At 46.6% G+C, this 21,946-nt stretch carries 18 protein-coding genes, 1 tRNA gene and 1 riboswitch; of the genes, 4 read left to right on the top strand and 15 right to left on the bottom strand.

Annotated features, from left to right (window positions below):
- From C4S60_RS11480 to cobA, 6 genes are all read right to left on the bottom strand, one after another.
- Entirely contained in the window at window positions 1–417 is a 417-nt protein-coding gene (locus C4S60_RS11480) for a CBS domain-containing protein (protein ID WP_103880494.1), read from the bottom strand.
- Window positions 418–950: 533 nt separating this feature from the next.
- Complete coding sequence (locus C4S60_RS11470; RefSeq protein WP_103880492.1) at window positions 951–2,693, bottom strand: bifunctional protein-serine/threonine kinase/phosphatase; 1,743 nt, start codon at window positions 2,691–2,693, stop codon at window positions 951–953.
- Window positions 2,694–2,794: 101 nt separating this feature from the next.
- Window positions 2,795–4,264, bottom strand: coding sequence for a NarK family nitrate/nitrite MFS transporter (locus C4S60_RS11465; protein WP_103880491.1), 1,470 nt, complete (start codon window positions 4,262–4,264; stop codon window positions 2,795–2,797).
- Between the two features lie 58 nt (window positions 4,265–4,322).
- Window positions 4,323–4,661, bottom strand: a complete 339-nt coding sequence (gene nirD, locus C4S60_RS11460) for a nitrite reductase small subunit NirD (protein WP_103880490.1) — start codon at window positions 4,659–4,661, stop codon at window positions 4,323–4,325.
- Window positions 4,662–4,713: 52 nt separating this feature from the next.
- Window positions 4,714–7,269, bottom strand: coding sequence for a nitrite reductase large subunit NirB (nirB, locus tag C4S60_RS11455; RefSeq protein ID WP_103880489.1), 2,556 nt, complete (start codon window positions 7,267–7,269; stop codon window positions 4,714–4,716).
- A gap of 18 nt (window positions 7,270–7,287) precedes the next feature.
- Entirely contained in the window at window positions 7,288–8,112 is an 825-nt protein-coding gene (gene cobA / locus C4S60_RS11450) for a uroporphyrinogen-III C-methyltransferase (protein WP_103880488.1), read from the bottom strand.
- 413 nt (window positions 8,113–8,525) lie between these two features.
- On the opposite strand from cobA, the gene C4S60_RS11445 reads away from it, so the two are divergent.
- Window positions 8,526–11,018 carry a molybdopterin oxidoreductase family protein gene (locus tag C4S60_RS11445; RefSeq protein ID WP_103880487.1) on the top strand — a complete coding sequence of 831 codons (2,493 nt, stop codon included), beginning with the start codon at window positions 8,526–8,528 and terminating at the stop codon, window positions 11,016–11,018.
- A 72-nt stretch (window positions 11,019–11,090) separates the two neighbouring features.
- Here the strand turns inward: C4S60_RS11445 and C4S60_RS11440 are convergent, their stop codons facing one another.
- Complete coding sequence (locus C4S60_RS11440; RefSeq protein ID WP_103880486.1) at window positions 11,091–12,077, bottom strand: glycosyl transferase family protein; 987 nt, start codon at window positions 12,075–12,077, stop codon at window positions 11,091–11,093.
- Between the two features lie 462 nt (window positions 12,078–12,539).
- On the opposite strand from C4S60_RS11440, the gene C4S60_RS11435 reads away from it, so the two are divergent.
- Window positions 12,540–13,313 (top strand): HAD family hydrolase, encoded by a 774-nt coding sequence (locus tag C4S60_RS11435; RefSeq protein ID WP_103880610.1) that lies wholly within the window; start codon window positions 12,540–12,542, stop codon window positions 13,311–13,313.
- Window positions 13,314–13,357: 44 nt separating this feature from the next.
- Here C4S60_RS11435 and moaE read toward each other — a convergent pair whose 3' ends face one another.
- The 5 genes from moaE to moaA all read right to left on the bottom strand — a co-directional run bounded on the left by moaE (window position 13,358) and on the right by moaA (window position 16,105).
- Window positions 13,358–13,816, bottom strand: a complete 459-nt coding sequence (moaE, locus tag C4S60_RS11430; protein WP_103880485.1) for a molybdopterin synthase catalytic subunit MoaE — start codon at window positions 13,814–13,816, stop codon at window positions 13,358–13,360.
- Window positions 13,817–13,818: 2 nt separating this feature from the next.
- Window positions 13,819–14,064: a molybdopterin synthase sulfur carrier subunit gene (gene moaD / locus C4S60_RS11425; RefSeq protein WP_103880484.1), complete on the bottom strand. Its 246-nt coding sequence runs from the start codon at window positions 14,062–14,064 to the stop codon at window positions 13,819–13,821.
- On the bottom strand, window positions 14,061–14,540 hold the full coding sequence (gene moaC, locus C4S60_RS11420; protein WP_103880483.1) for a cyclic pyranopterin monophosphate synthase MoaC: 480 nt from the start codon (window positions 14,538–14,540) through the stop codon (window positions 14,061–14,063). The genes moaD and moaC overlap by 4 nt, the downstream gene beginning before the upstream one ends.
- Window positions 14,541–14,556: 16 nt before the next feature.
- Entirely contained in the window at window positions 14,557–15,069 is a 513-nt protein-coding gene (gene moaB / locus C4S60_RS11415; RefSeq protein ID WP_103880482.1) for a molybdenum cofactor biosynthesis protein B, read from the bottom strand.
- Window positions 15,070–15,115: 46 nt separating this feature from the next.
- Window positions 15,116–16,105 carry a GTP 3',8-cyclase MoaA gene (gene moaA / locus C4S60_RS11410; protein ID WP_103880609.1) on the bottom strand — a complete coding sequence of 330 codons (990 nt, stop codon included), beginning with the start codon at window positions 16,103–16,105 and terminating at the stop codon, window positions 15,116–15,118.
- Window positions 16,094–16,229, bottom strand: a riboswitch (molybdenum cofactor riboswitch). (Overlaps the previous gene by 12 nt.)
- 171 nt (window positions 16,230–16,400) lie before the next feature.
- Here moaA and yvcK point away from each other — a divergent pair.
- Complete coding sequence (yvcK, locus tag C4S60_RS11405) at window positions 16,401–17,285, top strand: uridine diphosphate-N-acetylglucosamine-binding protein YvcK (protein WP_103880481.1); 885 nt, start codon at window positions 16,401–16,403, stop codon at window positions 17,283–17,285.
- An 83-nt stretch (window positions 17,286–17,368) separates the two neighbouring features.
- Here the strand turns inward: yvcK and luxU are convergent, their stop codons facing one another.
- From luxU to uvrB, 3 genes are all read right to left on the bottom strand, one after another.
- Window positions 17,369–17,719: a quorum-sensing phosphorelay protein LuxU gene (gene luxU / locus C4S60_RS11400; RefSeq protein WP_103880480.1), complete on the bottom strand. Its 351-nt coding sequence runs from the start codon at window positions 17,717–17,719 to the stop codon at window positions 17,369–17,371.
- Complete coding sequence (luxO, locus tag C4S60_RS11395) at window positions 17,716–19,113, bottom strand: quorum-sensing sigma-54 dependent transcriptional regulator LuxO (RefSeq protein ID WP_103880479.1); 1,398 nt, start codon at window positions 19,111–19,113, stop codon at window positions 17,716–17,718. The genes luxU and luxO overlap by 4 nt, the downstream gene beginning before the upstream one ends.
- Before the next feature lie 164 nt (window positions 19,114–19,277).
- Window positions 19,278–21,308: an excinuclease ABC subunit UvrB gene (uvrB, locus tag C4S60_RS11390; protein WP_103880478.1), complete on the bottom strand. Its 2,031-nt coding sequence runs from the start codon at window positions 21,306–21,308 to the stop codon at window positions 19,278–19,280.
- Between the two features lie 486 nt (window positions 21,309–21,794).
- Here uvrB and C4S60_RS11380 point away from each other — a divergent pair.
- A tRNA-Asn gene (locus C4S60_RS11380) sits at window positions 21,795–21,870 on the top strand.
- Window positions 21,871–21,946: the final 76 nt, after the last annotated feature.

The raw sequence follows: 21,946 nt of genomic DNA, 5'->3' as shown, positions 1-21,946 counted from the left end.
TCATACGGGGTGTTTGAAACACTCTTCGAGGTTCTTTCCAATCGCTCGCAACACATCTCGTCGGGTGATCATACCAACTAAACGCCCGTTATCGATAACAGGATAGACCTTAGGTTTGCCTACCTTCATCATATCTGCAAGCTCAATAATCGACGTTTCCGGAGTCACTGACAGTACTTCCTTATACATACAATCACCCACAGTGTGGGTATCCTGACAGTGATAACTGACTTTGATCAGCTTATCTAGCAAGTCTTGTTCAGAAATAAAGCCGATGACTCGCTCATGCTCATCGATAACCGGTCCACCCATATGGCTAGACTGCATCACCTTGTCTAATGCCGCACTTAACGGCATGTCTTCAGTAAAGGTCACCGTTCTATGCGTCATATAGTCTTTTACTTTTAGCGATTCCATGGCGATCTCCTTCAGCCTCAACAACTTAGTCTTGATAAGTTTATTGTTGTCGAATTTTGCAAAATTGCTTAATGGGATTTTACGATTCTATCGATAGACTCTTTCTATAATGTGACTATCGCAATAACCGCTCCTCTATCCCAGTTAATGTAAGCGTAAGACGATTTTTCACCTTTTGCCTATCTTATTACTAAGATTTTTGTAACAATCGGTCGGCATATTTTCAGTTAACTCAATACACTTAGCCAACACCATGTTGAAACGAATCCTCTCTGTAATTTCCGACGCCATCGAATTTCGCTCGCGAATTTGGGTCGTCCACATATCAGAATCCCTATTGAAGGACCAATCTTTTGTCGTTAATGAAGACCAGTTTTCATCGCCCCTTTCCTGGATGAAACATAAAGGGTATGACGAAGCTATGCTCGCAAAAGTCGAAAAAATGCGACCGTCTCAAATTTTGGTGTTTCAGGTAGGTAGCACCTCTCACCAGTTAATGCGGGTAAAATAACCTTACATGGTAAGGTTATCAGTTAGCTAATTAGCGCTATTAACTCCACGATAGCGACTAAAACGAAAAACATCGTTGCCCCTTTCCAAAAAAGGACCGGGTTTTTTTCTATCAGCGGACTAGAAACATGCTCTTTTAATAGTGATTGATTGGGTTTGCTTATATCCGCAACAAACTCACTGAGTACACGGTATCTGTATTTCGGGTTTGGGTGGCACCCTTTTTTGAGGGCAAGATCCAGCCAGGTGGGGATATCTTCTCTCTTTAGTTTGAGTGGTTGATAGCACCACTTCTGGTGTCGCGCCTTATCAAGGGTTGTCGCCGTGAATTCTGTATAAGGGAGTTCCCCTGACAACATTTCGTAAGTCATCACAGCCACAGAAAATAAGTCAGAACTGGTCGTGGCTAGTTCTCCATTAAGGTATTCTGGTGCAATGTAATTGACAGCGCCTTTCGGCATACCCGCATCACGAAAAGATGACATTTCATCGAGTGCTTTGACGGATACAGCGCCTAAGTCTATTAATTTGACGCTACCTTCCGCTGAAATCATCACGTTTTCAGGTTTCAGATCGCGGTGAACCATGTCCAGGCGCTGAAGTACCCGAACCGCTTTCACTAACTCTTCAACAATACGTCTAACGCGGTCAAAATCTGGATTTGGATTATCATACATCCACTGACGCAATGTGACCCCTTCCACTCGCTCACAAAGCAGATAGAGATAAGGGGATGGCTGCGGACGGGGGAAAATTCGCATGATACGCTTGTTATTGACATGAGTGCCTACCCAATACTCATTACTCATGTCCAGTAACATTTCCTTATCCTCAGAATGAGATAAAGAAGGCGCTTTGAGAATCAGCTCTCGATTGGAATCATCCTCTACTACTTGATACACATGGCTTCGAGTCCCTGCATGAAGAACTTTTGTCACTGTATATTGGTCTATACGATTGTTGACTTTGAGAGGTGGCGGAATGATTTGATTGAGCATTTGCTGTTGAAATTCATGAAGAGAAAGTTCAGGTACTGACTTAACCCCTACGATGAGACTGGTCACGTTGTCTTTACTACCATTAAGCACCGCGAGTTGCGTGATCGCTTCGGTGCACGCTTCAAAACTGGTCTCTGTCAATAACAACTGCTGCAATTGTGGCAAGGAAACAAAATCATGTACGCCATCAGTAGTAAGTAGAAACTTGTCTCCAGTCTGAATTGTTAAGGTCTGAAAATCCACCTCCAATTTACTGTCCATGCCCAGTGCTCGCGTCAGGTACGCGGCTTTACCGGCATTAGTTCTCTGGTGATCACGAGTCAGCTGACGTAATTTACCGTCACGCAGCAAATAAACTCGACTGTCTCCGACATGGAATACAAACGCCGTGTTGGATTTGAAGACAATGGTACTGAATGTAGTCACTAAGCCATTATGCTTCAATGTTTGCTGAAGTCCCTGCTCATAGAGCCAGGTGTTTAGAGCCGTGATTACTTTGACGGCTGAGCGCTGCACACTCCAACTCTCCGGCGTTGCATAGTAATCTGCGATAAATTGCATCACACTGGTGTGGCTGGCCTTTTGCCCATGCTCGCTGCAGCTAACCCCGTCTGCAATGCATGCGACACTGCCTTTCATCTCTCGCTCTGAATTCAGAGTGGGCTCTCGAACCACAAATGCATCTTGGTTTTCATCTCGTAGTCCAGTGTCAGAATAGCCACCGAAACTCAGTTCCAATTGCTGTGGATTCACTAACGGCAATCCCATAATCTGCTCTCACTTACTTTGAAGAGGAAAGAACAAAAGCCCTGTGCAAGCAGAGCCTTTGAACGAGTGAGTACCAACAGCACTCACTCTCCCGATATTGATTAATGTGAAACGTTGATCAGTGTGACGCTACCATCGTCATTCACTTCTGCAATTTGGCCATTCGGCTCTTCCATAAACAGCAATGTTGCAAAGCCGAGCACCGCAGTTGCTGCAATTACGTAGAAGAATGTCTGATAGTCTACGAACGACAACACTGTCAAATAAACAACGGCTCCGACGTTACCATAAGCACCGGTCATACCCGCAATCTGACCTGTCATACGACGTTTGATCAATGGAACAGTCGCAAACACAGCACCTTCCCCAGCCTGAACAAAGAACGAGCAGGCCATCGCCGCACACACTGCCAGCCATAGTGGCCATTCGCTGTCTACCTGACCCATCATAAAGTAGCCCAGAGCCAAACCTGCCGTCAGGATAAGCAGCGTAGATTTACGACCAAATTTGTCGGAGATCCAGCCGCCACCCGGACGTGACATCAAGTTCATAAATGCGTAGGCTGAAGCAACCATACCCGCAACCACTGGAGACAATTCGAACGTATCTGAGAAAAACAGCGGCAGCATTGACACAACAGCCAGTTCGGAGCCAAACGTAGCAAAGTAAAGCACATTCAAAACCGCTACCTGCTTGAACTTGTATTGGTGCATTTCCGGTACCGGTTCCTTAAATACCGTTTTGTTTACTTTCCAGACTTGCGACACTTCATAGAGATAAAGCGCAGCCAGAGCAACGTAGATTCCCGTAACCAGGGTATCACTGAGCATACCAATTCCTGCCGGTGACAACTTCCAGGCAAGAAGCGCAAGCGCACCGTACATAGGCAGTTTCATTAGCAACAGGAAGAAGAAATCCCCTTTTGATGTCACTTCCATCGCGGACAAGTGCTTTGGCTTAAAGTATGTAGACCCTTTAGGGGTATCTTTCACATTGCGATAGAAAATCACAGAGAAAAGCAGACTCATCAAGCCAGTGATGCCCACCGCATAACGCCAACCGTCTTCACCACCAAACATCAACGCCAGTGTAGGCAAAGTAAATGCAGCCGCTGCGGAACCGAAGTTACCCCAACCACCGTAGATACCCTCTGCCGTGCCCAGCTCATCATGGGGGAACCACTCCGAGACCAAACGGATACCAATCACAAACCCGGCTCCAATAAAGCCCAGCAAGAATCGAGCTATCGCGGCCTGAATAAACGAATCAGAGAGCGCAAAGATGAAACAGGGGATTGAACAAACAGCGAGTAGCGCGGAATAGACCAGCCTTGGTCCATACTTGTCTGTCAGCATGCCTATCAACACACGGGCAGGAATGGTAAGCGCCACGTTCAAAATGAGCAGCGTCTTGATTTCCTGAGTGGTTAATCCTAGTGATGTCTTTACCATTTGCAGCAGTGGCGCGAAGTTGAACCAAACTACAAAGGTGATAAAGAAAGCCATCCAACTGAGATGCAGTGTTTTCATTTTCCCAGAAAAGGAAAACAGATTAAATTTTGTATTTTCCATGTCAAAATTCCTTTTAAGACTGGCCTGTCAATCATACAGACCACTTAAGTTAATATTGTTAGGCCGCCATTGGGCGTTTGAGCTGAACTTCATTGCCACTCACTCGTACATCAAATCGCGTCAACTTAAACTGGGGATCCTCAATGCACTCCCCGGTCAGTAAATTGAAGTGTTGCTTATAGAGTGGTGAGGCCACACAAGGTTGTCCCTCCAGTGACCCCATAATGCCTCGCGACATTACGTACGCCTGCCCTATCGGATCGTAATTACAAAGCGCATACAGCTCATCGCTGCGTTGACAATAGAAAATCGCGACTTGTTTATCCTCTACCTTGGCACATACGCCCGTATGAGGAACTAAGTCGTCGGTTGAGCAAACCGTTAACCATTCGTTCATTACTCTCTCCTTTAAATTGGTATCTTATAATTCTGGCGATAATACAGCGTCGTTATACTTCCACGACATCAATTCTCTGTTCGAGCACTAACGCTTGCTTTTTATTTTGGGTTGGAAAGCGCTGTTCACGAATATCGACAAACTGAAGGTTGTCATCCATGTCGTCACTATTGATAAAGTGTTGGAATCGTTTCAGCTTCTCGGGACTTTCTAACGTGGTTTTCCATTCACACTGATATTTTCCGACGTTGTGGTTCATCTCATTTTCTAACTCGTCCACCAGCGATAACTTGTCCTCAATAATGACTTGTTTGAGGTAGTCAATCCCACCTTCCAGATTTTCAAGCCAGACCGATGTCCGTTGTAAGCGGTCGGCGGTACGAATGTAAAACATCAGAATGCGGTCGATATATTTGAGTAGAGTGGTTTCATCAAGATCGGTCGCGAACAGGTCCGCGTGCCTTGGTCGCATGCCACCATTGCCACATACGTACAAGTTCCAACCTTTATCTGTTGCAATAACACCAATGTCCTTGGACTGTGCTTCAGCGCACTCTCGTGTGCATCCAGACACAGCAAACTTGAGTTTGTGAGGTGCGCGAAGTCCCTTGTAGCGGTTTTCAATATCAATCGCCAAGCCAACACTGTCACCCACACCATAACGGCACCAGGTGCTGCCAACACAGGACTTAACCGTACGAACAGATTTTCCGTAGGCGTGACCCGTTTCAAACCCGGCTTCAACCAACCTACGCCAGATGAGAGGCAACTCGTTGAGCTGCGCGCCGAACAAATCGACACGTTGTCCACCCGTGATCTTGGTGTATAAATTGAAGTCTTTAGCGACCTGCCCTAATTCAATCAACTTGTCAGGTGTGATCTCACCACCAGCGATCCTTGGCACAACAGAATAGGTACCATCCTTTTGCATATTCCCCAGGTAGATATCGTTGGTGTCTTGCAACTCCATATGCGCCTCTTCCAGAATGTAGTCATTCCAGTACGATGCGAGAATAGAACCCACGGTGGGTTTACAGATCTCACAACCCAGCCCCTGACCATGAGTTTCGAGGAGATCATCGAAGGTTTTGATTTGATTGACACGAATAATGTCGCTCAGTTCCTGGCGTGAATAGGCAAAGTGCTCACAGATATCGTTGTTCACTTCAACGCCCAAGTTCAACAATTCACTATCAAGAACCTGTTTGGCCAGCGCTGAACAACCACCGCAACCTGTAGAGGCATTGGTCGACTCTTTTAGCGCTGCCATAGTAGTACAACCACTAGCTACTGCCTGCTTGATATCACTCTTAGTAACATCAAAGCAGGAGCAAATTACCGCTGTGTCCGGCAAGGCATCAACACCGAGTGCGGAGCTGGAATCATCGGCGACATTTGGCAGAATCAATACAGATGGATTTTCTGGCAGCGCCATGTCATTCTGTTTAAGCTGTAGCAAAGTACCGTAGGCGTCAGCGTCTCCGACTAAAACAGCTCCAACAATTTTTGAACCATCCTCAGACACGATCAGTCGCTTGTAGACCTGTTCTATTTCATCATTGTAAGTGTAAGATTGTGCTCCCGGCGTCTGTCCATGAACTTCACCGATGCTCGCAACATCGACGCCAAGCAGTTTCAGCTTAGTGCTCATATCGGCACCCGTGAAGGCCAGCGGAGTTTCACCCTCCAGCATCTGACTCGCGGCAACTTTAGCCATTTGATATCCAGGCGCAACCAGACCAAAGATTTGGTTACTCCACAGTGCGCATTCACCAATGGCATACACATCTTCGACACTTGTCTGACATTGATTGTCGATGACAATGCCCCCTCTTGGGCCAATCTCAATATTGGCCTGCTTAGCAAGTTCATCTTGAGGTCGAATACCTGCAGAGAAAACAATCAGATCGGTTTCAAGATAACTGCCGTCGGAGAAATTCATTCGATAGCGGGCAGTCTCGCCTGCAACAATCTCTGTCGTTGCTTTTTCGGTGTGAACTGATACGCCAAGATCTTCAATCTTGCGACGAAGCAATGCACCACCCCCATCATCAAGTTGTACTGCCATCAATCTTGGCGCAAACTCAACGACATGAGTGTCCAGTCCGAGGTTCTTTATTGCATTTGCAGCCTCTAGACCCAATAATCCTCCACCAACAACCACGCCCGTTTTGCTCTGTTTGCTACCCGCTTCAATCGCTTCCAGATCTTCGATAGTACGGTAAACGTAACAGTGCTCTTGGTCGTTACCTGGAATAGGTGGGACAAACGGGAAGGAGCCCGTGGCCAACACCAGTTTATCGTAGGCTTCCTCTCGACCACTGGCAGTCACGACAAGTTTATTCTCAGTATCGACGGTTACGACCTTATCGTTAAGCACATACTTAATACCATGGCTTTGGTAGTAAGCTTCATCCGTTAATGCCAGATCTTCAGCCCCTTTATCTGCGTCAAAATAACTGGTGAGCTGCACTCTGTCGTATGCCAGTCTTGACTCCTCTGAAAAAGTAATGATGTCTGTTGATGCATCCTCGGCAGCGATGATTGTATCGATAAATTTGTGACCAACCATGCCGTTGCCAACCACAACAATCCTTTGTTTACTCATAATTGTTCCTTCCATTTTCTAAGCTGACATTTTTAAATTTTGTTGCGTTTCACTGATTGTTCTGCCGTCACCCAGTGCTTTCTCGTTCAACTGTTCTAACCACTCAACCTGCTCTGCGACCTTTACCACCTGTCCAATGACGATGAGTGCTGGAGATTGTATTTTGTGTTGCAGACGCAGCGCTTCTAGTTCAGACAATGTTCCGATTACGGTCCTTTGCTCGGGACAGCAACCTTTTTCGATATAGGCTGCCGGTGTATCCGGAGACATCCCTGCACCAATAAGAGAAGAGGAAATCAGCGAGGCTTTGCTTAGCCCCATATAGATAACTAGTGTTTGATTCAGTTGAGCTAGCGCACCCCACTCAACATTAAGATTTTTCTCAGCGTGTGCTGTTATGAACGTACAGCCCTGTGCAAGACCACGATGGGTAAGCGGTATGTTGGAGTAGGTTGTACAACCCGAAGCCGCTGTGATTCCCGGCACGACATCCACACTGTATCCCCGTTTGCGTAGCAGCAGCATTTCTTCACCGCCCCGGCCAAAAACAAAAGAATCGCCTCCTTTTACGCGACAAATTCGCTTTCCCTGTGCGGCATGCTCCAGAAGCAGTTGGTTGATCTCTTGCTGAGTATAGCTATGACACCCTTTGGCCTTGCCGACATAAACCTGAACACAGTTTTCAGGAAACAGAGCCCTAATCCCGTCACTAACAAGATTATCGAAAATAATGACCTCTGCTGATTGAATAGCACGCAGTGCCTTTATAGTGAGTAAATCGGGATCTCCCGGCCCTGCTCCAACCAATGAAATGCTAGCCTGTTTGTTATCGATTCCATCCATACTTCACTCCCGCACTTTTCAGTGAAAATATCAAAATTGCATACAACCGAGACAGCAAAGAGAATGCCAATCTATAGAAAACCAGCAAAAATAATTTTTTATTTCAATAAAAATCAATACTTTAAATTCAACCATCAATATGTCAGCCTCCTAGTTACCCCGACTTATTCATTGCCAGTTATGCAATTTTTGAGCACTTTTAGTGCGATGCACGCCAAAACAGTGCAACAGACAGATAAACGCCCCAAAAACACCACAAAAAACCCATCTACCACTTTAGTGGTAGATGGGCTAAGCTGTTGTTTTTAAATCATTAAAAAGTGAATACTTGTTTTTATTGGCACTTCACATCAATGGCGCACTTCTTGCTGACCTTACAAACAATTAGAACTTATAGCAGTAAGGAGTCAGCTATGAACAATGACGGCTGGGTGAAAACAACGTGTGCGTATTGCGGAGTGGGTTGTGGTGTAGAAGCTAAACCGAAGTCCAATGGGCTACTCGATATTAGGGGAGATAAAGCACACCCTTCTAACTACGGTAAATTGTGTACAAAGGGGATTGCATTAGGAGACACCGTTATCACCGATGGTAGACAACTTACCCCTGTTCTTCGCAGAAAAGTCGCCACTCAATCCACAGACCAGCCTCTCTCTTGGGATGAGGCAACTAACCTGGTTGCGGATAAGTTTCGAGACACGATTGAACAATACGGACCTGACTCCGTGGCCTTCTACGTATCAGGACAACTACTCACAGAAGATTACTACGTCGCCAACAAGCTGATGAAAGGATTTATCGGCAGTGGCAATATCGATAGTAACTCCCGCCTTTGCATGGCCTCTAGCGTGGTGGGACACAAACGAGCGTTTGGCAGCGACACGGTACCCATTGTCTATGAAGATCTCGAACTGGCCGAATTGGTGGTTATTACTGGTTCTAATCTAGCCTGGTGCCATCCGGTACTATTTCAACGCTTGAAAGTAGCAAAACAGAACAATCCCTCTTTAACTATCGTTGTCATCGATCCACGACGCACCGCCACATGCGAACTGGCCGATCTCCATCTACCGATTCAGCCAGGAAGCGACGTATCGCTCTTCAATGGTTTACTTCACTACCTTAGCGAATCTGGCAAGCTCGACCAGCACTACATTGACCATTTTACTGAAGGATTCGATTCCGCGCTTTCATTAGCAGCTGAGCAAAAAGATACCCTTTCAGAGACTGGCTTATCTCAGCAACAACTCGACGACTTTTACGCCTTATTTGCCAATAACGATAAAACCATTACCATCTATTCTCAGGGAGTCAATCAGTCAAGCAGTGGTTCAGATAAAGTTAACAGTATCCTTAACTGTCACCTGGCGACGGCTCGAATCGGCAAGCCGGGAATGGGACCATTTTCGGTCACTGGGCAACCCAATGCGATGGGGGGCCGTGAAGTCGGTGCACTTGCGAATACGCTAGCCGCACACATGGAATTCGGGAACAAGCGCCAGCATACACTGATCGAGGAGTTTTGGGGTACAGACAATTTGGCGACCAAACCGGGTCTGAAAGCGATTGACCTGTTTGATGCTATGGAAGAAGGAAAGATCAAAGCGATCTGGGTTATGGCAACTAACCCTATGGTAAGCTTACCAAACTCAGACAAAATCCGTTCTGCATTAGAAAAATGTCCTTTTGTGGTGGTATCCGATTGCATCAAAAACACCGAAACAGCCAAGCTAGCCGATGTGGTGCTGCCGGCCCAAGGCTGGAGTGAAAAATCCGGTACCGTGACAAATTCGGAACGCCGAATCTCACGACAAAGACGTATTCTCCCCAGTCCGGGCATGGCGAAACCAGATTGGTGGATCGTATCACAAGTCGCACAAAAAATGGGTTATGAAGAGGCATTCCAATACCTCCACGAAGGTCAGATCTTTAATGAATACGCCCGTATGACCACCTTAGATAATGAAGACGGTAAGCAAAGAGACTTGTGTCTGATTGGAATGACAAAGCTCGACGATAAAGGTTACAGCGCCCTCACCCCTCAGCAGTGGCCAGTGGATACCTTACAAAGCGATCTCAGCCATCGTCGTCTGTTTTCTGACGGTCGCTTTTATACTGACAGTACAAAAGCCCAGTTCATTGCCACTAAGTACCAACCACCTTTACTTACCCCTTGTGAACAAACACCGATTTTACTGAATAGCGGACGAACTCGAGACCAATGGCACACCATGAGTCGAACCGGTCTTTCGCCACAGTTGGGCACCCACACCCCTGAACCTTATGTTAGCGTGCATCCCGCTACGGCAGAGCAAGTCGGACTAGAACAGGGAGCCATTGCACAGATCAGCAGGAATACGACGTCCATTCAGATGCGCGTTCACATCGACAGCGGCATCGAACCAGGTCAGGCCTTTGTTCCTATTCACTGGAATGGAGCGACCGCAAGTAATGCCAAGGCCTGTAGCCTGATTTCCGCCTACACTGACCCACTCTCGGGTCAACCGGAATTTAAACAAACCCCCGTCAGTATTAGCCCTTGGTCAAAACGCAGTGAAGCACTGGTTATCAGCCATCATCCGATCAACTTTGACGGTATCGACTATTGGGTGCAACAAAAACTGGAAGCCGGATATCTGTATCGACTGGCTTCGAAGAGTGGTGCCATGAAGCTCATTATTCAGCTAACAGAAAAACTGGCTTCAGAAGGTAACAAGACGCTGACTTACAGTGCGGACGAAAACGGTAGTTTGCATCGCAAAGCTTTCATGACTAGCGCAGGCATACAAAGTGCGTTCGTTGTGAAAGATTGTATAGACGATGACGATTTGGACTGGTTAGCTCAGCTCTATCAAGCACGTCTGGATGAGACTATAGAACTGCAGTTTATGAGTGCGGATGCGTGATATTTGTCGTTAACCCCCTGGCCACATCTCCAGGGGGAATTTTCTATCTCAAATAAATAACGCCATGAACGACTAACAAACTGTGTCGTTCCCGTCACAATAGGCTTGCCAGTAATGTTCTGCTTTTTGATTCGCTTGAGCCCAGTCACCACAAACCGCAAACAATGCAGCGGTCATTGTCATCACTACTGTATTGGCCATGAGCTGCTGTTCTTCCTTTGGTGTCTCAAGTGGACAGTGCACGGGGAGGCTTCGTTCTGCCATGGACTCTTCAATATACTGCGACTGAACAGCATCTGACTCGATCCACCAGACCGTTTGGCTAACCTTAGGATTATACTCGGTTTCGCCCCCCTGACCTTTGAAAGACAACATTCGCTGATAGTCATGTTTTTCATTGGCATGTCGTGCCAATAGATGTTCAACCTGAGCGTGCAATTCCTGAAAACCAGGATGGAAACTTCCGCGCATACCAAAAGGGGCATCAGCTGGATTCAGCGCTCGAATAACGGTATTGATTGGGGTTCTCAGCCCGTAACGATGCTTCCAATCCAACATTTTTTTCGCGATAGGACAGTAGTTCTCCAAAGACAAATAGACAATATTGTCCCTTTCAATCACCTGCTGAGCGTGGGTAAGATCCGTCGCCGCCTCGACATTAAGCGAACTAAGGCAATCCCGGGCATGGATTCTATTGCTTTCCTTATCCAAGTCGCCATGCAATGCGATCTTGAGGCCATTTTCTGCCAAAATTTTTGCTGCGATGAGATGCCAGGGTTTGCCCGATGATGCCCCCGTTCGCTTACCAGCGTACAAAGGCCAGTCAAAGTCAGCGGTAAAGGCGGTGTTTTTGGGCTTCAGTCCTTCGACAAAACCCGCGATTTCCTCCGCGGTTTCATCGCGTACCCGAATTAACATCATCAACATTGCCATCTGGTCATCATCTATCTGGCCACTGACAAACTCTTCCATGACTTGCTTTGCCTGCTCCTGAGTCAAAGGACCACGACCACGAGAGCCCCGCCCAACAGTGCGAATACATTCTTTTATTATCGACAAACTCTTTCCCTTTATATTCCTGACTTACTTGAATCATTGTAATCAAAGTTCAATTCAGGGTAACCAAATATCTGCACCTTGCAGCAACGTAAAAAAAAGGTGCGCTCCCAATGTTAGGAAAGCGCACCGTCGCCAACTGGTTGTTAATCGATATCTTCGTTCTTCGGCCATATAAGCCCTGACCATGTTGACTGTGCATAACCAATGCCAAGATTTAATAGCAATATAATCAATAAGTTAAACAACCCCAGCATCACTAACTTGTGAAATCTGTTCGAACAATGGTGCACTTGCACCAAATTGGGGGTGTCGCTCATGTTACGCTTTGGCAAAGTGGGTTGTTATAAACGCAACAGTAAAATACTGCTGCCTGGCTACAATTCACGTATACTTCGTGGCTGCATTTTCTAACTCACTCAATGGTGACATGTGAATAACCCAATTAAGTTTGTGGCGACTGATATGGACGGTACGTTGCTCGACGAAAACGGACAACTCAGCCCTGACTTTTTCTCAATTTTCGAACGCTTAAAGAGTCAGAATATCCTGTTCGCGCCAGCATCTGGCCGACAGTACTACAGCCTCAAAGAGATGTTTTCTTCCATTCAGGATGACCTTTACTTCATTGCCGACAATGGCACCATGGTGTTTCATAAAGGCGAGGAGCTATACAGCTGTACCATTGATACACCTTCGGCAAGGCAAATTGTTGAGAGTGCCCGCTCTGTTGAAGGTACTTACATTGTATTGTGCGGAAAGCAATCTGCGTATATAGAAACCCAAGTGCCAGAAGCACTCGAAGAAATCCAAAAGTACTACCACCGTTGTCAGTACGTTGAGGATCTACTCAGCGTTGAAGATGAGTTTATTAAAATTGCAGTCTGCCACTTTGGGGGCACAGAAAAGCGGGTCTTTCCAACCATAGATCAAGCGTTTGGCCTAGGGTTTCAGGTGGTAGTCAGCGCGAAAATCTGGCTTGATGTAATGCACAGAGATGCATCAAAAGGTGCGGCGATTCGCCACCTTCAGCAAAGCCTCGGCTTTAGCTATGAAGAAACCATGAGCTTTGGTGACTACTTCAACGACGTAGAGATGCTAAAAGAAAGTTATTACTCATATGCGATGGACAATGCGCACCCAGAGATTAAAAAACTGGCTCGCTTTATCGCCCCAAGCAATCGAGAAGCTGGAGTTCTTAAGGTGCTAGAGCGACACCTCACAACCAGCACCGACTAGTGGAAGAACAAAGAAAAAGGCATGCCACCGACATGCCTTTTTTCTTATTGCTGTTGCCAGCGAGCGGCGGCTTCAGCGTCAGACTCTCTAGACTCAACCCATCGAGTCGAGTCCGTTGTCCTCTCTTTCTTCCAGAACGGTGCTTGAGTTTTCAGATAATCCATAATGAACTCACACGCTTCAAACGCAGAGCCACGATGAGCACTCGAAACACCGACAAACACGATCTGATCACCGGCATCTAAATCACCGACCCTGTGGATCACGCGGATACCGTTGAGCAGCCAACGCTCCTCAGCTTCGTCACAGATCTTCTCAAGAGAGCGCTCAGTCATCCCCGGATAATGTTCTAAAGACAAGCCAGTCACGTTGTCACCTAAATTCATATCACGTACTTTTCCGGTAAACGTGACAATAGCCCCAGAAGCCGTCCCTTCGGCAAGAGCGTCATACTCTACACCAACAGAGAAGTCTTCTCGTTGAACGGATACACGCAGTGTCATGATTATCCCCCTGTCACTGGCGGGAAGAAGGCCACTTCATCGCCATCTTGAACTTTCTGATCCAGTGCGACGATATCCTGGTTGAGTGCAGCAAGCAACTTGCCGCTCTCCAAAGCCAGTTCCCATTTGCCTTGCTGTGCCGCCAAGTGGGCACGAATGTCTTCAATCGTGTCGAAATCGGCATTCAGCTCGACGCTATCCTGACCGATCAATTCACGAGTCTGAGCGAAAAAAAGAACTGTAATCATGCGTCCGCCTTAAAGTGTCCCGATTTGCCGCCTGTTTTTTCTAACAAACGAACCTGTTCAATGACCATATCCTTTTGAACGGCCTTACACATATCATAGATGGTCAGTGCCGCAACTGAAGCCGCAGTTAATGCCTCCATTTCGACACCGGTTTTACCCGCCAATTTGCACACCGACTCAATACGTACTTTGTTCTCAGCTTCTATCGCTTCGAGCTGAACTTCCACTTTTGAAAGCAGTAACGGGTGGCACAGCGGGATCAGGTCCCAAGTTTTCTTTGCTGCCTGAATGCCCGCGATACGGGCGGTAGCAAAGACATCACCTTTGTGATGGTTCCCAGAGGTAATCATGTTCAACGTTTCTGGTGCCATATGCACATACGCTTCCGCTCTCGCTTCACGCACGGTATCGGCTTTGGCTGAAACGTCAACCATGTTTGCCTCGCCAGAGGCGTTGATATGTGTGAATTCAGACATTGCTTTCCCTTGCTAGTTACTTACTCAAATGAGGCATAAAGTTACAAGGACGATGGCTAGCATCTAACTGTTGTTTGATGATCTTAGTCCAACCGGTACGGCATGCGCCTGTCGAACCAGGCATAGCAAATATCACCGTATGGTTTGCAAAACCGGCAATGGCACGTGACTGGATGGTAGAAGTACCAATTTCTTCGTATGATACGGCACGGAAAAGCTCACCAAAACCTTCTACTTGCTTGTCAAACAGCGGCACCAGTGCTTCCGGAGTGCTGTCGCGTGAGGTGAAACCTGTACCACCAGTGATCATAACAGCTTGCACATTGTCATCAGCGATCCATTGAGAAACTACCGCGCGAATTTGATAAATGTCATCGATGACAATTTTTTTGTCTGCCAGTTTGTGACCCGCTTCTTGTAAGTTTTCAGCTAAAAAGCGACCTGAAGTGTCATTTTCTTCAGTACGTGTATCAGACACGGTTAGTACTGCAATGTTTGCAGGCACAAATTTACTCTCTGCGTGACCCATGATTATTCACCCTATAAATTTTTTGAAATAACGTTTGCGCGGTCTGTTAGCCGCCAATTGATGCCAAATGCGGAGTCATGCCGGAGTTACCGTCATGCAAAAAGTGACTCACTGATTTGGTCTGTAGTTGTGCTTGGATTCGCTCTATCAAAGCAGCTTCCTGTGCGTCTGCTTGCAACAAGTCCCTGAGGTCAATACCATGCTCGCCAAACAAACAAAGGTGCAGTTTGCCCATGGCAGAAACGCGCAGACGGTTGCAGCTTTCACAGAAGTTTTTCTCATAAGGCATGATAAGGCCTATCTCACCCTGATAATCTGCGTGGACAAATACTTGTGCCGGGCCATCATTGTTAGCGCGCGCTTTCAAAATCCAACCGTTCGAGATCAATTGGTTGCGTATCTCGACGCCGGAGACATGATGCTTGTTAAACAGGTCATCCATCTCACCGGTTTGCATTAACTCAATAAAACGCAATTGAATTGGACGGTCTTTGATCCAGTTAAGAAATGCGGGAAGCTCTTTGGCATTGAGATCCTTCATAAGGACCACATTCACTTTGACTTGCTCGTAACCCACTTCAAATGCACGATCGATACCCGCCATGACCTCTGTGAACTTGTTCTCACCGGTAATTTGGTGGAACATTCGAGGGTCGAGACTGTCCACACTGACGTTGATATGAGTCAAACCTGCCTGACGCCAGGTATCGACCTGTTTTGCCATACGATAGCCGTTTGTCGTCGTAGCCACTTTAGTGATCCCTGACGTGCTGGCAATCGTTTCAATGATCTGAGGAAAGTCTTTACGAAGGCTTGGTTCACCGCCGGTAATACGCACTTTTGAAGTACCACAATCGGCAAACGCAGTGACCACGCGCTTGATTTCTGGAAGCGTCAAAAACGCTGGTCGTTTCTGACCAGGCGGTTTGTAGCCATCAGGAAGGCAATATGTACATTTGAAGTTACAAACGTCTGTAACTGAGAGTCGCAAGTAATAAAACTTGCGATTAAATTTATCTTCGAATTGTTGCGCCACGGAACACCTTTCCAAACACGGGAGGCATAATCATTTCCAATTAAGCCCTTGTGACAAATCGCCACTGGCTCTACTTGCTTATCTGCATCGACTTAGCGCATAGAGCTCGGAGTTATGGCAGTTACCGCATAATTAGACGATAACAGCGTGTGAGTAAAATACTCAATAACGGTATGGTTTTCCAGCTTTGTTGTCAAAAAACCTTACACATTCGTCATTTTTATTATAGTTGAGTATCTCAAATGAACAATTTACCCTATGTTACGGATATTACGTAACTAATAAGAAGTATAAGATGAGCATTTATTCATCAAAAAAAGTCGTGGCGATTGGTGGCGGTCACGGCTTAGGGCGTATGTTGGCTGCACTTAAAGAGTTTGGAAACAATGCAACTGGCATCGTGGCCACTACCGACAATGGCGGTTCTACTGGTCGCATCCGTGAGTGTCAGGGAGGCATCGCTTGGGGAGATACGCGCAACTGTATCAACCAATTGATCACCGACCCTTCTATCGGCTCGATGATGTTCGAGTATCGGTTTAAAGGTGCCGGTGAACTGAACGGCCACAATTTGGGCAACCTGATGCTCACCGCACTGGACAACTTGTCAGTTCGCCCTCTCGATGCCATTGAACTGGTCCGCAACTTGCTGAATGTTGACGTTAATATCATACCGATGTCAGAACATCCGGCCGATCTCACTGCGCTTTCTGTGGATGGCAAATGGGTCACTGGAGAAACGTCGGTCGATGAAATGGAGGAAGATCTACAACGCCTCGATCTGGAACCTATTGTTCCCGCTACCAAGGAGGCAGTAGACGCGGTTGCTCAGGCTGACTGTATTGTGCTAGGGCCCGGTAGCTTCCTAACCAGCATTATGCCACCACTCCTACTGGCAGACCTGAGTCAGGCAATTCGTAATAATGAACATGCTAAAGTGGTCTTTGTCGAAAACCTGTCTCCAGAATATGGCCCTGCGGGCCGAATGACTCTGGAGCAAAAGTTGCTATGGTGTGAGCGTGCACTGCAGGGGCGAAAACTTGATGTGATTTTGGGTGAAGTCGCCCACCCGGATATTTGTCAACGCTGGAACTGTGTCACCGTACCGCTGGCATCGCCAAACAGAGACTGGCGCCATGACCGTGTTAAATTAAAACACGCGATAGAATCATTGCTTTAACATCCGCCAATATGTTGATTAGAAAAAGGGTCTGCATAAATTTGCAAACCCTTTTTCTTGTCCAAAACTCACGTTAACAAACACTATTCTTCGAAAGATTGTAGAAATGCCAGATAGCAACGGTGAGTCTGGGATAAATTGTGCAGCATGTGATCAACCTGAGTCTGGTCTTCGGCTAGCTGACCATTTTTCACTTGTGCATCGATATCGACCGCAAACTGGCATAGACTCTCAGCACCAAAACTTGCCGCACTGCTTTTTAGCGCGTGACAAATCTCTTTCATGGATGCCATCTTGTCACTTAAACTACCAGTGCTGAGCTGCTCTTGGTAAGACACCAATTCACCCGTAAAAATACCCAGTAAGATGGGAATGTTGTCCTGGCCGATTTCCTTAGATAACTGCTCGACCTTATCTCGGTTCATAAAGTTCATGCTTTCTTCTCGCTGGCATTCCATGCTTGTATCTTGCGATAGATGGTTGATGGGCTTACGTCCAGATGTTTGGCGGCTTGAGGGATATTACCATCACACGCTTCAATCGCTTGTTCGATCGTTATTCGTTCTGTTTTCCATAGTGGCAGAATATCCTGAGGTCCAAAAGCCACCGATACCACATTATTGACAACCAGAGGTTTTTTCACCGGCTCATTCAGAGGCGGTGGCAACATTTCCAGTTGTATCTCCTTGCCCTGGTTCAACACAACAACATTCCGCAGTACATTCTGCAACTGACGAACATTTCCCGGCCACTCATACTGAATGAAGCGGTCAATCACATCCTGAGAAAAACGTACGAAGCTTTTGCCTTCTTCGTGGGACATAAAGCCCAGCAGTGAATAAGCTATCTCGATCACATCTTCCTCACGCTCTCTTAACGGCGGTAAGTGCAATGGGATGACATAAAGACGGTAGTATAGATCTTCCCTAAATCGGCCTTCCTGAACTTCCTTCCAGGGATCACGGTTAGTCGCACAAACAAAGCGTACATCGACCTTCTTCATACGCGATGAACCTACCTTTTGAAATGTGCCAGTCTGAATAAACCTCAGTAGCTTGGTTTGCAGATCCAGATCCATTTCACAAAGCTCATCCAGGAACAAGGTACCACCATCGGCAAGCTCTGCGGCCCCCTGTCGGTCTGCAGCCGCGCCGGTGAACGCCCCTTTCACATGACCAAACAGTTCACTCTCAATCAGATCTTTTGGAATGGCAGCACAGTTGATAGCAATAAAAGGTTTATCGCCTCTCTTGCTCGCAGCATGAATGGCTTCAGCACAGACTTCTTTACCGGTACCACTCTCACCGGTGATAAAAATGCTGGCTTTACTCGAAGCAGCCGAATCGATAGTGCGATACACCGCCTGCATAGGCTGACTACTGCCAATAAAACCCTGATAGTTCTGGCTACTGGCGTCGTGAATTTCATTTCTGAGTTTTGAGGCCTTGCGAAGGGCATTCGTCACCGTCACGCGGAGTCTGTCCGCCTCACAAGGTTTGATGAGAAAGTCCTGCGCACCGTGCTGCATCGCATCGACGGCGATATCAATGGAACCATGGGCGGTCATAAAAATGACAGGAACGTCAGGATTGAGCGACTTAACGGCGTCCAGAACATCCATCCCTGTCATATCAGGAAGTCTTAGGTCGAGTAGAATGAGATCAGGCGTTCGGTGCGCTAAACTTTGAATGGCATCTCTACCGTTTCCAACGATATTAATATCTATCCCCAACGGGGAAAGATATGAGCGATACAAGGCAGCGACGGAAGCGGTATCTTCTACCATGAGTAGATAGCGAGATTTTGGCTCGTCAATAAGTGGTTGCATAGATCCTAGCTAACTGTCGTAATTTTATATGGTCGTATTTCACCAGAGCCATTAACAGACTCTGGTGTATTAGCATATTCGCATTTTGCAATTTTTGCTTAATAAAGACCATTTATATTTTAGTGTCTATTTAGCAATCAGCCTATCAGACTCTCTACTTTATGTTAACTATTGGCAATAAAGTGCTGTCTAAGTTTCTCTATTTCATCACGTTTTTCAGCAGCTTGCTCAAATTCAAGGTTCTGTGCATGTTGATACATCTCTCCCTCAAGCTTGAGGATCTGTTTCTCAAGATCTTGCGATGACAATGCGACATAAGCCTGGGAAGGCTCTGCCACTTTGGAAAGAGGGACTTGCTTGCCTTTTTTAGGTTTGGCCCCTTTGGCTACGCTGCCAATTTCCATGATGTCTTTGATGTTGCGTTTTAACGCTGTCGGCACCTTACCGTTCTTCTCGTTATAAGCTCGCTGCTTCTCCCGACGACGACTGGTTTCATCGATCGCCTTCTTCATCGACTTAGTAATACTGTCACCGTAAAGGATCGCCTTGCCTTTGATGTTACGAGCCGCACGACCGATAGTCTGTATTAGAGAACGCTCTGAGCGCAAGAAGCCCTCTTTATCAGCATCCAGAATCGCCACTAATGACACTTCTGGCATATCCAGTCCTTCTCGAAGTAAGTTAATACCTACTAACACATCAAACTCACCCAGTCTGAGATCTCGAATGATTTCAACACGCTCCACCGTATCGATGTCCGAGTGCAGATAGCGGACTCTGACGCCATGTTCACTTAGATACTCAGTCAGATCTTCTGCCATCCGTTTGGTTAACGTGGTGACCAGAACCCGTTCATCGATAGCTGCTCTGGCGCGAACTTCTGACAACAAATCATCCACCTGAGTGGCCACCGGGCGTACCTCAATTTCCGGATCGAGTAATCCGGTAGGACGTACCACCTGATCGGCGACATCACCGTCTGACTTCTCAAGTTCGTAGGTGCTAGGGGTGGCAGACACAAAAATCGTCTGAGGAGCCAACATCTCAAACTCATCAAATTTCAGTGGACGGTTATCTAACGCAGACGGCAGTCGAAAACCGTACTCAACCAAGGTTTCCTTGCGTGAGCGATCGCCTTTATACATGGCGCCAATCTGGGGGACAGTAACGTGCGATTCATCGATGATAAGCAAACCGTCTGCAGGCAGGTAATCGAACAGCGTCGGGGGCGGCTCACCCTCCTTACGGCCACTGAGATAACGGGAATAGTTTTCGATGCCGGAACAAAACCCAAGCTCATTCATCATTTCGATATCAAACTGGGTCCGCTGCGATATCCTTTGCTCTTCAAGTAGCTTATTGTTGTCTTTGAGGTAAGTTTGCCTTGCCCTGAGTTCTTCCTTTATGTCTTCAATCGCTTCAAGAATACGTTCTCTGGGAGTCACATAGTGCGTCTTCGGATAAATCGTATAACGCGCAATATCTCGATGGGTGATAACACCTGTCAAAGGATCAAACAGACTAATGCAGTCAATCTCATCATCAAACATTTCCAGACGAACGGCTTCTTGATCCGATTCTGCCGGGAAGATATCGATCACCTCCCCCCTTACCCGAAACTGACCACGTTCAAAAGCCACGTCATTTCGTGAGTATTGTAATTCTGCCAGACGCAACAGAATATCACGCTGGTCAATAACGTCACCGCGAGTAACGTGCAGCATCATTTTCAGATAAGAATCAGGATCACCCAAACCATAAATAGCCGATACGGAAGCGACAATAATGGCATCTTTACGTTCCAGTAGAGCTTTAGTGGCAGACAGACGCATTTGCTCGATGTGTGCGTTGACAGAGGCGTCTTTCTCTATAAAGGTATCTGTCGTTGGCACATACGCTTCAGGTTGATAGTAGTCATAGTATGAAACAAAGTACTCGACCGCATTGTTGGGAAAGAAAGCTTTCATCTCTCCGTATAACTGTGCTGCAAGCGTTTTGTTTGGCGCCAACAGAATGGCCGGACGCTGTGCCTTAGCAATCACATTCGCTAAGGTGAACGTTTTGCCCGAACCAGTAACACCTAATAACGTTTGATGCGCCAGACCACTATCCAGTCCATCCACAAGCTGCGCTATAGCGGTAGGTTGATCGCCAGAAGGCTGGTAGTCCGATACTAATTCGAAATGTTTTGCCATGATGTGCTTCCCTAAAGATCGTCCCATCTATTTCAACGCTAGCCGCATGAATTTGCAACCTAAAGCTCGCTATTACTTTGATATTTTGATATCGTATTTGCCCTGCTCGATTTTCGCCCTTTGCGGCGTAACAGAATTCATCCACGACTTTTCCCCAATCAAAAACAAAAAGTGTCTGTTTCACAGCATTCTCATTTTTGACACTAAGTTTACAATCATCAATATTTCATTGAATTTCAATAAGATAGAAACAAGCCAGACCACTTATACACATGCCACCCTGAGGCTCACTATCAGCAAACTCAATTGATACCGAGTCATCAACACGTTTATCCACAATTTTGGTGGATAAGTAAAATGGCCGCTTGCGCGCCAAGGTGTTCAGAAAAGTAAAGTTTTTTCTGCGATTTTTTTTCTAACATTTTCCGCAAAAAAATATTGACTCAAAGTTAAGCTGTAGCTAAGATTCGCTCCGCTTTAAGCAATTCCCCCTTAGTTCAGTTGGTAGAACGGCGGACTGTTAATCCGTATGTCGCAGGTTCGAGTCCCGCAGGGGGAGCCAAATTCAGAGAAAGCCGTGTCGCAAGACGCGGCTTTTTCGTAACTAAGCGACAGAAATCCATGCTGGATTTTATGTC

Origin of the sequence: Vibrio hangzhouensis, from assembly GCF_900107935.1 — a bacterium.
Classification (GTDB): Bacteria; Pseudomonadota; Gammaproteobacteria; order Enterobacterales; family Vibrionaceae; genus Vibrio; species Vibrio hangzhouensis.
Note: the sequence above shows the minus strand (reverse complement) of the source record. Positions and strands in the feature narration are given on the sequence as shown.

What these genes read in the sequence shown, in the direction of transcription:
- moaC (WP_103880483.1), bottom strand. Translation starts at nt 14,540, where the DNA reads ATGTCTGAATTCACACATATCAACGCCTCTGGCGAGGCAAACATGGTT.
- moaE (WP_103880485.1), bottom strand. Translation starts at nt 13,816, where the DNA reads ATGACACTGCGTGTATCCGTTCAACGAGAAGACTTCTCTGTTGGTGTA.
- nirB (WP_103880489.1), bottom strand. Translation starts at nt 7,269, where the DNA reads ATGAGTAAACAAAGGATTGTTGTGGTTGGCAACGGCATGGTTGGTCAC.
- C4S60_RS11470 (WP_103880492.1), bottom strand. Translation starts at nt 2,693, where the DNA reads ATGGGATTGCCGTTAGTGAATCCACAGCAATTGGAACTGAGTTTCGGT.
- moaB (WP_103880482.1), bottom strand. Translation starts at nt 15,069, where the DNA reads ATGGGTCACGCAGAGAGTAAATTTGTGCCTGCAAACATTGCAGTACTA.
- luxO (WP_103880479.1), bottom strand. Translation starts at nt 19,113, where the DNA reads ATGCAACCACTTATTGACGAGCCAAAATCTCGCTATCTACTCATGGTA.
- C4S60_RS11445 (WP_103880487.1), top strand. Translation starts at nt 8,526, where the DNA reads ATGAACAATGACGGCTGGGTGAAAACAACGTGTGCGTATTGCGGAGTG.
- uvrB (WP_103880478.1), bottom strand. Translation starts at nt 21,308, where the DNA reads ATGGCAAAACATTTCGAATTAGTATCGGACTACCAGCCTTCTGGCGAT.
- nirD (WP_103880490.1), bottom strand. Translation starts at nt 4,661, where the DNA reads ATGAACGAATGGTTAACGGTTTGCTCAACCGACGACTTAGTTCCTCAT.
- cobA (WP_103880488.1), bottom strand. Translation starts at nt 8,112, where the DNA reads ATGGATGGAATCGATAACAAACAGGCTAGCATTTCATTGGTTGGAGCA.
- C4S60_RS11435 (WP_103880610.1), top strand. Translation starts at nt 12,540, where the DNA reads ATGGACGGTACGTTGCTCGACGAAAACGGACAACTCAGCCCTGACTTT.
- luxU (WP_103880480.1), bottom strand. Translation starts at nt 17,719, where the DNA reads ATGAACTTTATGAACCGAGATAAGGTCGAGCAGTTATCTAAGGAAATC.
- C4S60_RS11465 (WP_103880491.1), bottom strand. Translation starts at nt 4,264, where the DNA reads ATGGAAAATACAAAATTTAATCTGTTTTCCTTTTCTGGGAAAATGAAA.
- moaD (WP_103880484.1), bottom strand. Translation starts at nt 14,064, where the DNA reads ATGATTACAGTTCTTTTTTTCGCTCAGACTCGTGAATTGATCGGTCAG.
- C4S60_RS11480 (WP_103880494.1), bottom strand. Translation starts at nt 417, where the DNA reads ATGGAATCGCTAAAAGTAAAAGACTATATGACGCATAGAACGGTGACC.
- yvcK (WP_103880481.1), top strand. Translation starts at nt 16,401, where the DNA reads ATGAGCATTTATTCATCAAAAAAAGTCGTGGCGATTGGTGGCGGTCAC.